This window comes from Polaromonas sp. CG_9.7 (assembly GCF_015752205.1).
Classification (GTDB): domain Bacteria; phylum Pseudomonadota; class Gammaproteobacteria; order Burkholderiales; family Burkholderiaceae_C; genus Polaromonas.
Genome location: NZ_JADOVG010000023.1, coordinates 39,491 through 52,585 on the forward strand (window position 1 = coordinate 39,491; position 13,095 = coordinate 52,585).

The 13,095-nt window shown below is 56.7% G+C and carries 12 protein-coding genes and 3 pseudogenes; 4 read left to right on the forward strand and 11 right to left on the reverse strand.

Features of this window, described 5'->3' with window-relative positions; translation table 11 throughout:
* Window positions 1-7: 7 nt before the first annotated feature.
* Window positions 8-1,021 (forward strand): IS110 family transposase, encoded by a 1,014-nt coding sequence (locus IWX87_RS17480; protein ID WP_196864794.1) that lies wholly within the window; start codon window positions 8-10, stop codon window positions 1,019-1,021.
* Between the two features lie 495 nt (window positions 1,022-1,516).
* On the opposite strand, the pseudogene IWX87_RS17485 reads toward IWX87_RS17480, so the two are convergent.
* Window positions 1,517-1,795: pseudogene (locus IWX87_RS17485) on the reverse strand (DDE-type integrase/transposase/recombinase); the annotation flags it as partial.
* Window positions 1,796-1,902: 107 nt separating this feature from the next.
* Here IWX87_RS17485 and IWX87_RS17495 point away from each other — a divergent pair.
* Both IWX87_RS17495 and IWX87_RS17500 read left to right on the forward strand, forming a co-directional pair.
* Window positions 1,903-2,208: a Mu transposase C-terminal domain-containing protein gene (locus tag IWX87_RS17495; protein WP_196864795.1), complete on the forward strand. Its 306-nt coding sequence runs from the start codon at window positions 1,903-1,905 to the stop codon at window positions 2,206-2,208.
* A gap of 179 nt (window positions 2,209-2,387) precedes the next feature.
* Entirely contained in the window at window positions 2,388-3,185 is a 798-nt protein-coding gene (locus IWX87_RS17500) for a TniB family NTP-binding protein (protein WP_231376565.1), read from the forward strand.
* 623 nt (window positions 3,186-3,808) lie between these two features.
* On the opposite strand, the pseudogene IWX87_RS19785 reads toward IWX87_RS17500, so the two are convergent.
* Window positions 3,809-4,285, reverse strand: a pseudogene (locus tag IWX87_RS19785) (DUF4158 domain-containing protein); the annotation flags it as partial.
* A gap of 117 nt (window positions 4,286-4,402) precedes the next feature.
* Between IWX87_RS19785 and IWX87_RS17505 the strand changes: the two are divergent.
* Window positions 4,403-4,591: pseudogene (locus tag IWX87_RS17505) on the forward strand (peptidase); the annotation flags it as partial.
* Window positions 4,592-4,831: 240 nt separating this feature from the next.
* Here IWX87_RS17505 and IWX87_RS17510 read toward each other — a convergent pair.
* The 9 genes from IWX87_RS17510 to IWX87_RS17550 form a co-directional block, all read right to left on the reverse strand.
* Window positions 4,832-5,503 carry a hypothetical protein gene (locus IWX87_RS17510; RefSeq protein ID WP_196868293.1) on the reverse strand — a complete coding sequence of 224 codons (672 nt, stop codon included), beginning with the start codon at window positions 5,501-5,503 and terminating at the stop codon, window positions 4,832-4,834.
* Between the two features lie 111 nt (window positions 5,504-5,614).
* Window positions 5,615-5,968: a plasmid pRiA4b ORF-3 family protein gene (locus tag IWX87_RS17515; RefSeq protein WP_196864797.1), complete on the reverse strand. Its 354-nt coding sequence runs from the start codon at window positions 5,966-5,968 to the stop codon at window positions 5,615-5,617.
* 57 nt (window positions 5,969-6,025) lie between these two features.
* Entirely contained in the window at window positions 6,026-7,096 is a 1,071-nt protein-coding gene (locus IWX87_RS17520) for an IS3 family transposase (protein ID WP_196864798.1), read from the reverse strand.
* Window positions 7,093-7,497 carry a transposase gene (locus IWX87_RS17525; protein WP_231374885.1) on the reverse strand — a complete coding sequence of 135 codons (405 nt, stop codon included), beginning with the start codon at window positions 7,495-7,497 and terminating at the stop codon, window positions 7,093-7,095. Before IWX87_RS17525 ends, IWX87_RS17520 begins: the two co-directional genes overlap by 4 nt.
* A gap of 76 nt (window positions 7,498-7,573) precedes the next feature.
* Window positions 7,574-7,888: a plasmid pRiA4b ORF-3 family protein gene (locus tag IWX87_RS17530; protein WP_231374884.1), complete on the reverse strand. Its 315-nt coding sequence runs from the start codon at window positions 7,886-7,888 to the stop codon at window positions 7,574-7,576.
* Window positions 7,889-7,940: 52 nt separating this feature from the next.
* Window positions 7,941-9,551 (reverse strand): IS66 family transposase, encoded by a 1,611-nt coding sequence (locus tag IWX87_RS17535; protein WP_036803739.1) that lies wholly within the window; start codon window positions 9,549-9,551, stop codon window positions 7,941-7,943.
* An 86-nt stretch (window positions 9,552-9,637) separates the two neighbouring features.
* The gene (tnpB, locus tag IWX87_RS17540; RefSeq protein WP_196864800.1) at window positions 9,638-9,985 is read right to left on the reverse strand and encodes an IS66 family insertion sequence element accessory protein TnpB; all 348 of its coding nucleotides are present in this window, start codon (window positions 9,983-9,985) and stop codon (window positions 9,638-9,640) included.
* Window positions 9,982-10,374, reverse strand: a complete 393-nt coding sequence (locus IWX87_RS17545; protein ID WP_051983916.1) for a transposase — start codon at window positions 10,372-10,374, stop codon at window positions 9,982-9,984. Before IWX87_RS17545 ends, tnpB begins: the two co-directional genes overlap by 4 nt.
* A gap of 423 nt (window positions 10,375-10,797) precedes the next feature.
* Window positions 10,798-13,047, reverse strand: a complete 2,250-nt coding sequence (locus IWX87_RS17550) for a S8 family peptidase (RefSeq protein ID WP_231376566.1) — start codon at window positions 13,045-13,047, stop codon at window positions 10,798-10,800.
* Window positions 13,048-13,095 lie beyond the last annotated feature (48 nt).

A 13,095-nucleotide genomic window follows, 5' to 3' on the forward strand; every position in this document is an offset into this window, starting at 1 on the left:
GGCCAAGATGAAATACAGCGGAATTGACCTGCACTCGAACAACAGTGTGGTGACGGTGATGGATGAGGAGGACCGGGTGGTAGCAGAAAAACGCCTGCCCAACGACCTGGCGAAGATCGTGCAACTCCTGGCGCCCTGGCGCGAGGAGTTGGCAGGGGTCGTTGTCGAATCGACCTTCAACTGGTACTGGCTGGTCGACGGTTTGAAAGCAGCGGGCTTTACCGTGCATCTGGCCAACACGACAGCGATCAAGAAACACGATGGTCTCAAGCACAGTGGCGACGAAGCCGATGCGCGTTATCTGGCGCACTTGCTGCGGCTGGGGATTTTGCCGACGGGAACGATCTTGGCACCAGAGCACCGCGCCGTACGCGATCTGGCGCGAAAGCGGATGCAACTGGTACGCAGCCGCACGGCCCACATTCTGGCCGTCGAGAACATCACGGCGCGCCAAAATGGAGAACACAACAGCAGCAATCAGGTCAAACGCTTGACCACGGAGCGGGTCAATGAGATGCCTTTGCCGCCGGATGTGACACTGGCGGTCAAAGCCAACGTGGCGGTGATCACGGCGCTTTCCGAGCAGATCGATCTGCTTGAAAAGCGATTGCAGGCAGCCGTCAAGACACGCCCGGAGTATGAACTGCTCACCAGCGTGCCGGGTATTGGCCAGGTGCTGGCGACCACCATCGTGCTGGAGACAGGCCCGATTGATCGCTTCAAAGCTGCTGGCAACTTTGCCTCTTACGCGCGTTGCGTCGACAGCGTGCATACCAGCAATGGCAAGAAGAAAGGCGCAGGCAATACGAAGAACGGTAACAAGTACTTTGCCTGGGCGTTTGGGGAGGCTGCTGTTTATGCGATGCGATTCAATGCTGAGGCAAAACGGTTCTACGACAGAAAGAAGGCCAAGACGAACAACGTGGTGGCCATCAAGGCCCTTGCCCACAAATTGGCCAGAGCGTGCTTTCACATGCTGAAGGAAGGCCTGCCATTTGATGTGACGCGCTGCTTCGCATGAGTCACGACGGTGGCCGTCAAGCCCGGTAACGCGACTGGAGTAGCAGCCGACGGTTCTGAATTGGATGGCGAGCCACCGTCACCCGTTTGCAGTAATGCGGATCGCCCGCGATGTGAACCATTAATGGATTGGAGCCGATATGTCGGCAGCCACGGATCTGTGATCAACCATTGGACACATTTCGGCACCAACGTTCTTCTGGGGCGGCCAAGCCGCCAGGGCGAGAGGCAGTGACAGGGCCGCTCGCTTGATCCTGATGGGTGTCTGGCGCGATTCGTCGCAGCCAAGAATCGAAGAAACGGACGCGGTTGGCAACTGTAAACAGCTTGGAAAGGGATAGATTGAAGACAGACGGCTGACGCCGTCATGAATTTTTATGCTCGCTTGACACCGACCGGCTAATGGGTGTCGCGTTGCCGATTGATAAACATGTTTTGGAGGCGAACGAATACCTGCTCCTCAGATGGGACGGATTTGTCCTGCCAATACATAAAACTAGTCGGCAAAAGATCTTTCGTTACCGCCTTGCAGAAGTAGCTGACCTTTGCGGATCATGTGCATAAGTTCGATGCCAGCCAGTACATTTTTGGCCGATCGAAATGACTTGAAGTTGAGCATCGGCCTGGTGACTCGTTTGATGGCCCGATGGTCCTGCTCCACGATGTTGTTCAGGTACTTCACTTGTCGCACGATGACCGGTGTTTCGCCTCGGGCATTGATCTCATCCATGGCCGCCTTGTTGGCGCCGCTTTTGTCCATCGTGACCTTCTCGGGAACACGTCCACAAGGCAATTCGCCGGAGCCCCTTGGCGGCGTGGCAGGCCGCGACAAGTGGCCCGACTGCGCGCGCCCGGTCGCTGCCTGAGCAACCCGATCAATTCATGATCAGCTTTCTGCCCTCGTTGCAGCGCAAACTGCGCCGGGATGGATTGCACCTGTTCAACATCCGCTACTGTGACAACGTGCTGCCATCCATCGTGCAACTTGGCTCCCCTGTGCTGGTGCGCTACGATCCGCGAAATCTGTCCAGGGTGTTTGTGTACGGACCCGACCGGCGCTACTGCCCGATACCGTACGCTGATCTGGCGTTGCCGCCCATCACGCTGTGGGAGCAGCGCGCCGCCTTGTATGCGTTGCGCGAACAGGGTCACAACGCCCCACTCAGGAAGCCATATTCCAGGCCGTGACTGCCCAGCGTGCCTTGATCGAGCGTGCCACGGCCAAAACAAAGGCGGTAAGGCGACAGTCGCAGCGATACAAAGATGCCCAGTCCGCAACGATGGGCAGAGCAGCTACTGCCGCAGGCGGGGTAGATTATTCGCAGCCGGTAAAGCCTTCGGACGCTGAAATATGGGACAACTGAGCCATGGCAATCGGCCTTGATCATCTGCATATCGGGGTCTGGTCTTACCTGGAAGGCTCGATCGATGAACGCGTGTCCAGACTGTATGCGCCCAAGTGGGTGGCGTACTCCCGAGGTAATGAGGCGCTGGCCAGAATGGCGCACTTGCTCAATCACCCACCCAGCGGGCGCATGCCCTGCATGCTGCTGCACGGCGACAGCAACATTGGCAAAACCATGATTGTCGAAAAGTTTGTTCAGGGCAACCCCAACATATGCAATGAGTTCAATGAAGTGGAAATCCGTAAAACGGTTCACCTTCAGATGCCTGCCAACCCTTGCGACAACAAGCTGTACGCCCAGATCATCGAAGGCCTGGGTATTCAGCCGCCAGTCAATAGCCGCGGCACCGATATGGAGTTGCTCGGACTGCGCCTGCTGCACCGCCAGCCGCCAAAGTTGATGATCATCGACGAGGTCCATCACTTGTTGGCCGGTTCAGTCCGCGAACAGCGTCAACTGCTGAACCAGCTCAAATTCATCAGCAATGAATTGCGCATGCCGATCGTGCCACTGGGCACCAATGAAGCGCTGTATGCCATGCAGACCGATCCGCAGATTGCCTCCCGGTTCGAACCCTTTTCCTTGCCGAAGTGGCGTGAAAGTCCAGAGTTCCGGGAATTCGTGGTGAGCTTTGGCCGGCTGCTGCCCCTGGAAAAACCGTCGCCACTGGCCGACAAGGCCATCATCCAAAAACTCATGGGTTTGAGTAGCGGAACAAACACAGCTCGAGCAAGTGGACGCCAGTTTTGTTTTTCATGATGCAGGTGTTCGTCGCAGCTTTTTACGAGCGCCACTTGGCCTCCCTGGGCGGCGAACACAGTCTCTACTCTGGACACTTTTTGTACTGGGTCAACTTCCGTACCGTGAACGATCAGCGTGTCCCGAAACGCGCGGATAAGGGCATCGGTTTTATTGCGCCGTGTTTGATACCACTCTGTCAGGCGTAGCTCACTTTTCCATTCGACTTTTCGGGCGAGCCTGAGCAGCATTTGTGTCAGGCCGTCAAGGACCTGGCCGCGCGCATCGTGAATCACCGCCATCAGCAACGTGTGGCGCCGTGCGGTGATGTACTCCCGTAACTCCAGTGCGTTGAGCCGCCTGGCCTCATTGGCCCATTGCAGTATTTTCGAATCGGCGATGGACTGCAGCGCCGTGGCTGGATTTGGAAGCCCTTGAAGCCATTGATAGCGATCAATCAGAACATTGAGATTTTTGCGTGACGGCCTGCCTGGCGTTGAGCATAGATTGGCGAATGGTGATTTCTGTGTCTTCGGATCGACGACCAACAGGGTTTCCAGTACAACTTGTTGCGCCGAACTGAGGCGGCCACACACTTCGGCCCATTGGCCCGCATTAATGTTGCTGTGCGCGGTACCTGCGAGCCGACGTAACGTAGCCAGAGGCGGCAATTCAAAATCATGCCGAATGAGTGCGTCAATCGCCGAATTGATGATGTCAGCTGGATCGGTACGCGCTTGGGCGGTCTTACACATCGTTGCTTGGGCCAGCGCACGCGCATCGGCTCCCCACGCAACTACTTTTAAGCGACGGAGGATCGCCTGGCGGTGCCGATAGTGCGTTCGGTGCGGGCAAATTAGAGTTGCTTCGGATTCAACGGCCATTCGGCAAGCCACGTACTCAACGGCCGCAAGCGGGACATCGGCGGCAGACAGAAACCGTCCAATGGTCTGGAAAATCTTCAGGTGAACCAGTAATGCTACCTGGGACGCGGGTGTTCGCGCAACGCTTGACGCCCACTTGCGCTCATCGAAACTCGTATTGAAGAGTTGCCGCAAGTCGCCTTGGGTCAGCGGATCAGGCAGCTCTGGATAAATTACGCGCGCTGTGGTCGGTGTCATAAGGTGCTAAAAGTGTCAGGACACTGAACCATAACAAGTCCAAACAACATCGCGGCCAAGCAAAAACTAGAGATTAAGGGTGAGTGGCCGGTTTTGCACGAATCTTACCGACGGGCCATCGTGCCGGTGCGCAACCTGGCCGAAAGCATGCAGGTCGCGTTTGATGCGGGCGCCAAACGCATCTTGCTGCCGATGTCGAGCGTGATTGACCTGCCATCGGTGCCGGGCGAGCTGTTTGCCAAGTTCCAGACCAGTTTTTACTCGGACCCGGTGGATGCAGTGTTCAAGGCGCTGGGGGTGGAGTAATTTCTTTCAATCCATGGTGGTTAGGGCCTGTCTTGGGGCTCAAAATCTTCTACGGTGCGTAGCAAAGGCGCCAAGGATACCCAGCAGTGTGAGAAAACCTTAGCTGGCAAATCGTTTTCAAAATTGAGGCGTAACGCTAAGGCCGAAGAAAAGAAAAAATAGATTGTGTATCGTCGCTAGGCTGGATGGACGCCAATAAGCGCAAGGCCACCCCGCAGCAGCACAGTGTACCGGTGCTCATTAGGTTTCGTCGATGTTAATTAGTATTGTGAATAGGTCGTCGAAGACTTCAGCTAATGGAATTTCAGTCCGGATCCGAAAAGATTCGTGATCACTCTGTTGGACTAGCTCCATTTGATGAATGGGCGCGGCCGAAATAATGGAACGTATGCCATCCTCATCGCCCGCAAAGCCAATGACCCGTATGGATTGGTTCCACTCAACAGCCCACGACCAGACTGCCAGTGGTTCGGGATGACGGCGAATTAGCAGTTTGAAAAAAGTGCTGGCACCAATCGCATGAACCCTTAGCTCCCAATTTCGCACGAGATCCATGAACCAGCGTGAACGCGGCGAACCCCAATCTCCCCGATGGATGGCCGCTATTGGGAAAAACCCACCTTTAACGAATCCGCCTCGTTTTGTTTTAACTTGATAAGTTATCCAATAGAAGAAGCCGAGAAAGTGATAGTGCGCTAACTGATAAAGTCGCGACTCCTCAACTTGAGCTGGCGCCGTGAAATTGAAGGAAAAAGTTGCCGGTCCAAAGGCGTTTTTGATCTCGATCTGCTCATGGCTATCAGCGACAACCTTTCCTGTTCGGCGACTCCTCGACTTGATCGCCTTACGAGCAACCTCAGCTTTTAGTCGCGGATCATCACTTGGGTAGCGTCCAAACTGATCAGGCATCATTGAGATGACCGAAATGTCGTCTTCCAGCTTGGATTTTTCGCCATTGCAATGTGTGCAGACATTCAGGATCAGTAATAGCCCGGCGAATACCGTACTTGACGAAGTTGTCGATCAGAGCTTGATTTCGTCGAGCCGCTGCTGAGCAGCAAATGGATCAAACGCGCTGGGGTCGAACGCACCCCCACACCACTCAAGCATGGTTTGATGCTCTGGGTTTGCGGGATCACGAATGGCATCGACGAACTCTTCATAACCTGGTGCTCCACCAACGTCTTCCGGCGGGCATGCGTTTCTTCCGGTGATACACATCGCCGTGTCCAGCGGCACGCCCAGGTCGACGATGCGCTCGACCTTGATCTTGTGCTCCCAGTGGTCCCCATAATCGTAGATCCAGGTGAACGAACTGGCGCCGTCCATGGCCTTGACCAGGGATACGCGGGACTCATCTTCCACGCCGGGCTCCATTTCGACTTGCGCCTCCCCCGGTGGATGTCAAGCTAGTTGTCGCAAAAAGTTTGATGCTCAGGCGATCTTTTGGGTGAGTTGGTTCTGGTTTTGTTGTGTTTCCGGATTGAGGTGGACTTCTGCGATTCGGTCCCAATTGCGGGTCGGACCGGACCAGCGGTTTGGGTTGGCATCGCGCGCTGCAGCATACACTTTGGCGCGGTCATCCAGAAGTGCTTGATCGATTTGCATGTGACGTTGAGCGGGCGTCACAAAGCCAATCGCGCTGTGCCGATGCTCGTGGTTGTACCAATGCACCAACTCTGTCACCCAGCGTCGCGCCTGTAGCAAGCCATTGAACGGTTTGACGGGAAGTTGAGGCCGGTACTTCAGTGTCCGGAACAGGGCCTCCGAGTAAGGATTGTCGTTACTTACCGCCGGTCGGCTGCGAGACGCAGCCACGCCCAGGCGCTGCATGGTGGCGAGCATTGTTTCCCCCTTCATCGGGGAGCCGTTGTCCGAGTGAACAGTGAGCTGATTGGGCGTGATGCCCTGACGCTCGCAGATGGCCTGGAGCAGCCCGCTGGCCAGCTCAGCACTCTCGCAGTCGTACACCTGCCAGCCAACGATCCGGCGGCTGAACAGGTCCACGAACAGGTAAAGGTAGAAGTAGATGCCGCGGACCTCGGTGGGCAAGTAGCTGATGTCCCAGCAGTAAATCTGATCGGGCCCAGTGGCCACCAGCGCGCGTGGCTTGCTGCGTTTTTGCGCCACCCGCTCCAGGCGGCGGTGCGTCAACTGGCCGGCTTCACGCAGCAGCCGGTACAGGGTCGACTCACTCGCCACATACAGGCCCTGGTCAGCCAGGCGCGGCACGATCTGGCTGGGCGGCAGATCCTTGAACTCATCGCTGTTGACCACCTCCAGCGCAGCTTGTCGCTCCGCCTCACTGAACTTGTTGGGCGGCACGGTAATGCGGCGTTTGTCGCCCACCCGGAGGTCTCCCTGCTGGTTTTCCGGGCGTCTCCAGCGCTGAACAGTACGCGCATCCAACCCAATCAGGGCGCAGGCCTTTTGCAAACGTGCGCCGCTGTCGCAGGACTGTCGGATCAGCGTCAGCAGGGTCTGACGCTGTTGGCAACTGGTCATTTCTCCTCGTCCTCCCACAGGGCCTGGAACTTTTTTTGTAGCACCAGCAAGGCTGCGGCTTCGGCCAGCGCCTTCTCTTTTCGACGCAGTTCACGCTGCAGCCCCTCGTGTTTGACCTGCAGCTCACGCAACGCTGTCTTGGCTTGGCGCGATTCAGGCGCTGTGGCGCTGCAAAAAGCTTCACCCCAGGCCTTGAGCTGGTGCTCAAACAACCCCTTCTCCCGGCACCAGGCATGCAGCTGTGTGGGCGTCATGGCATGCGTCTGGTTCAGCGCAAGCAAGCGCTGGGCAGGGCCCCACGATTGGGCCGGTAAGTCGTCAGGCAGTTGCGCTGCGGGGCCACCGACTTCATGCTTTCGGTTGGACTTGCTGATCCATTTTCTCAAGGTGCCGACCGCCATATTCAGTTCATTGGCGACGTCCTGGACGCTGCGTGTGCCTCGTTGCCTAGCTTTGCTCAGGGCCTGTTCTTGGAATTCAGTTGAATGTCGATTTGTTGTCATGAATAGCGCTCCAATGCGGATCATCCGCAATCACGGGGGAGCGGCAACTAGTCTGACACAGGGGGTCCCCATACATGGCGTCCGCAAAGATGAATTCGTGCAAATGCCCACCTTGCCAGCCCATGGCCGCCAGCAGTATGTGATGGAGTTTGGAGAGTTTGATGGTGCCGGGCACAGCAATGCGACGCCACACGGCCGGCTTTACGCTCTTGAGTTCGACTCGCAGCTGATAGGATTTCGTAGATTTCGAACGGTTTTTTGACGGGAGCTTGAAGAGTTGCGCGGTCATGCAAACAATTCTCGCATCGGCGCCATATTCCAAGCAAATCGCCCAATGCCGCTCAGGCGGCCAGCGGCAGCGGCTGGATGACGCCACTCCCCAGATGCTGTGCCACGGCCCAGGGCAACAACTCATCGATCCGGTTGATGTGATGGTCTGCAATGCGCTCGAGCACATAGCGCAAATAGGCTTGCGGATTGATGCCGCACAACTTGGCAGTGCCAATGAGCGTGTAAATCACCGCCGCCGTGTGCCCCCCGCCATCAGAGCCAAAGTGCAGATAGTTTTTCCTGCCAATGGCAACGCCTCTGAGGGCGCGCTCGGCGATATTGTTGTCCGCCTCAATGCGCCCGTCCTCCAGGAAACGCGTCAGCGCCCGCCAGTTGCTCAGGCTGTACCCGATGGCCAGCGCCATGGGCGATTTGGCCGATATCTGGCCCAGCGCGGCGTGCAGCCATGCGTGCATTTCCTCCAGAACCGGGCGCGTCCGCAATTGCCGCTGACTTCGTCGCCACTGTGCGCTGTGCCCTCGGACCTCGGATTCCACCGCATAGATCCTGGCAATCCTTTGCAAGGCCTGATGTGCCAGGGTTCCAGGTAAAAGGTCCTGCTGCTTGTGGATTTCGAAGTATTTCCGTCTCGCGTGGGCCCAGCATGCAGCTTCCAGGACGCGGCCGTCATTGAAGAGCGCGTTGTAGCCTGCGAAGGCGTCGACTTGCAGCACACCGCTGAAGTTGCCCAGGTGCTGCCTGGGATGCTCGCCCCGGCGGTCTTCAGAATACTGGAACCATACCGCCGGGTGCGCGCCGTCGCCCCAGCTGCGGTCATCGCGCACATACGCCCAGATCCTGCCAAGGTGGGCCTTGCCTTTGCCCGCGCCCAGCGCGCGTGTGGGCGTGTCATCGCTGTGGACCTTGTATGCCTGCAGCGCATAGCGGCCAATCGCCTGGGCCAAGGGGGTCAGCAGCGCGGCTGCGCTGCCCATCCAGCCGCCCATGGTGGAGGCAGCAATGACAACGTCTTCGCGCGCGTAAATCTGGCTTTGCCGGTACAAGGGGCAGTGATCGGCGTATTTGCCCACCATCACGTGGGCAATCAAGCCGGCACCCGCCGTGCAGCGATCCATCGGGCGCCTGGGCGCCAGCGCCTGTGTCACCGCAAGGCATTGGGCGCAGGCAAACTTCGGGCGGATGTGGCGAATGACCTTGAAGCTGCCCGGCTCGTAGTCCAGCACCTCGGAGACGTCCTGCCCAATTTGCTGCAGACCCGTGCCGCAGGCGCCGCATTTGCAATCGGCGGCGCAGGCGCTGTGAACCACCTCTTCGCGGGGAAGGTGCGCAGGCAGTCCGCTTTGCTGTGAATTCGCAGGTTTGTTGCGCCGCTTCTTGCGTTCGGCTTCCAGGTCACACACATGGCTGCCTTTGGCATCACCCAGCGCGTCAAGGGGTGTATCCAGGGGCATCAGCGGCGCCAGTGCCGCACTGAGCAGTTCGAGTTGGGTTTGGGCGGCGTCCATCTTCTCGCTGGAGCGGCCGTAACGCATGCGTTTCAAGTGCGTGAGTTCGATTTTGAGCTTCTCGATGGTCAGGCGCAGCGCCTTGATTGTGGCGTCGCGCTGCGTGACATCGTCTGTCAGCATCTCGATGGTTTTTGGCAGCGCCTGGGAACTCATAGAACGCTACTTTGCCAGCGCATTTACCAACGGGAAAGAGGACTTGCACTGTCAACCGAAGGCCCCATTCCTGCAGCGTAAAGCGCCTACGCCGCAAGCGTGGGTTGCCAGGTGCGAACCGGCATTCTCCAGTCAATTCCTTCGAGCAGCATCGACAGCTGTGCCGGGGTCAGCGAGACCGAACCGGATTGGGCCTGCGGCCAGATGAAGCGGCCCTTCTCCAGCCGTTTGGCAAATAGACACATGCCTTGGCCATCCCACCACAGTAGCTTGACGATGTCGCCGCGCCTGCCCCGAAACACAAAGACGTGGCCGCTAAACGGTTCCTGATCCAGCGCGCTTTGCGCCAGGGCTGCCAGGCCATCGAATCCCCTGCGCATGTCCGTCCGTCCGGCGGCAAGCCATATCCGCGTGCCCGAGGGCAAACCGATCATGCCATCTCCCGTAGTGCCATCAGGACGCTGCGCACACTGGCCGGATCGATGCGGCCGCGCAGCACCACGCGGGCACCGACCATCTCGATCTCGATGACGCCCTCCTTGTCAATCGCAGCGTGCCCGTCAGGCGCGCCAGCCAGAAGTGTTTCTTGAGACTCAACGGTTACCGGCAAGAGCACAGTTTGGCGGACAGGCCCTGCGGGACGTTTGCGCTCGCGCTTGGCGCGTCTCCACTTGAACACCAAGTTGGCATTGACGCCGTGCTCCAGCGCAACGCCGGCCACGGATGCGCCGGGTTGCTCAATCAGCTCCAGGAGCTTGCGTTTGAAGGCCGCGCTATGCCTGCGTTTTGTGGCGATGACGGGCGATGAATTCGACTCTTGCATGGTGTCCACTTCACGGGCTTGAGTGCACACCACCAATGGAGTGCAACTGCTGCGATCTTGGGCGCCACTTCAAATTTCAGCAAGAACGGTATTCGCCGGGCTATTACCAGGATCAGGTTCCATTGATCAGCTAAAACGCCTCGTGGTACAAAACGCCTCGTGGTACAAAACGTCTACCGATGACATGTTCCTTAGTCGTCGCCAAGTCTGGTCCAAAGCTCTTACTGCAGTAAGCACAGTTTATGTTGCGCAGTACGATGGCGCGGTTGAGCGGAAGCTCGATCACTTTGGACATGATTTTTTATTATTGAAGTTAGCCCTACCAACCAATAGAAAGAGAGCGTTACTTGTATAAAGTAATTTGAACTGTAGGCGGCCCCGTTACTTGAACCTGTATGACTGGAAAAACTGCGATAACTCCTTCTAGCTCACCGTAATAGGAACGATGAGCGATTGCTCGATCTCTTGCTCGACTGCGGCATAAAGGTCTTGAACAACCTCTGGCGCTTCAATTGAAACCAGCAGTGCGTATCTAGCCGTTTGATCGTGCCGATTAAGCGCAGGTCGGTTCCGCCACCAGCCCATCGTTGGATAAATGGCAATCTGTCCACGATTTGCCAACTCGGCAGCTGACCCGGTCCACGTATCGCTTAACAATGATCCACGGCGCCGCAACGTTTCGCCGATAAACCAGCCTGCATCACCAACAGTTTGCACTGGAAGCCCATCCTCTTCATCACGCGCGCGAGCATTTATGCGGGCTCGAAAGATGGCTTCATTTTCCAACGGTCGGCGAACGGCGAAGCGTAGTGCATGCGACTGATACGCGTATTTATTGGCTGATCCTCTGTCACCAGGATTGGGTTCAATAAAATAAGAAAGTGTCACGCGCAAGGTGACATTCACGTTGCCCAAGCTCTCCAGTATGTCGGTCGGCCATGGTAAAGCATGGAGATGCATATCCCGCGTCTTGATGGCACTATTAACCTTTTCATAGGGCTGCAGCTGGTCTTGCACAATCAGCGTCAGCGAGTTTGAGGCGCTCCACAATGCCCGTTGTACATTTGGCACACCATAGCCGCAATGGCGCAGCAAGTTCGTGAGCGAAGCTCGACTTTTCTGATGGCCGAGATATTGATCCAGCATTTTTGGCGTCCAGCGCGCCGAATGAACCATAAGGGCTCGCACAGTCTCTGGCCAAAACGAAGGATAGGCCACCCCAATTTCTGCACCAAGCTTGGTTGCGAGCGCCGTAGCTGCGCTAGTGGCGTGTGTGGTTGTGAAAGACCTTAGCAAAGGCTCGCAATGGGTGGTAAGTAACGAAAGACTCGACGCTGTGCTAGTAAATCCACCCGGCTCAATCGCTGCATTTCCCCCCTCCATAACGATGTCTGGCTTGAAGGGCCAGTCCGAGGACCATGTACACGAAGTGGTTGTGAATGGACTCAAATCATCCACAGCTGCAATGGCTTGGTAATGTGCCATGTCGGATTCAGTGATGTTGGTCAACTGAGAGTAGGCACCGACCGTAATGGCGTTCCATGCCTGAGATGGATCTTGAATTCCATTGGTTGCCAGACTAGCTGGATGCTCAGCCCATGCAGCGGTGTCTTGAGTATTACCTGCTGAAAGGAAAAACAGACGTGGGGTCGCTCCCTGATATTCATAATTAGAAGCCAGGCGATCAATGACTGCCGACCAAGAAGACGGTCGACCTCGGTCACGCCCGTCATCAGCGGTCACAGACATACTGAAGATTCGTCGTCGATTTGCGGCGGATATTTCAACGCGTCCCACAGCCTCTATTGTCAAGTCGCCGTATGATTCACCTTGGTTTCCACCAGCGTGCTGCAGAACCTTAACTGATTCAAGTCTATGAGCAACGAGCAAAGGCATACCATCAGCCAATGCAGGTCCGAGATCGCCGAGCAATGATAGTCCAGCAAGTTCAGTTCCATGACCGTCAGCATCGGCAACGCCCCAACCAGGCTCCACACTATGCAGGTCGGCACTAGCCACAAATGGCGCAAGCAGCGGATGGCCGTTGTTAACGCCGGTGTCTAGAAGTGTCACATAGAGCGAATTTTCCTCAGTATTACCGGTACCAAGCCGCGACTGCAATTCATTGGCCCACTCAGCCTGTTCGTGAGGATTAAGGGAGTCAAAGAAAGCGGCAGTGTCTTTCGCACGCCGTAGCTCAGCGATGGAGTTCAGCAGAAGCGGGGCTTGAAGTAGCTGCGCCTTTGTCCCATGCAATGTTACGACTGATCGCTCCGGGAAGAACAGCGCTCGTTCTCGGGTCTGCATTCCAGCCAGCGAAGCAAGGTGGCGAAAATCATCAATAGATTGCTGCCGATGTTGGCCGGCGGGCAACCATACCTCCCACCAGATCGCCTGCTGGTCGTCGGTCGGAAGTACCTCAGTAGAGTCAGTCCACACAGCGTCGAAGGTGGCAACACGAACTGACCGGATGGCGTCGACGAGTTTTTGGTTGTCTATAGGACGCTGAAGCGAATTTTTTCGCTCAGCAACGTAGTCCACCAACAAATTCTCAAAGTGAAGGATTTTTCCGTCTGGCACAAACACGGTAGCAAAAACCTGGTCACCCACCTTACGCACATTCATTGTAAGCGGCCAGCCATGCCATCTTGAGACTGGGAAGAAAGCGGTCAAACATAGTGTCCACGAAACAAACAAGTGGGCACTATGGAAACGAAGAGA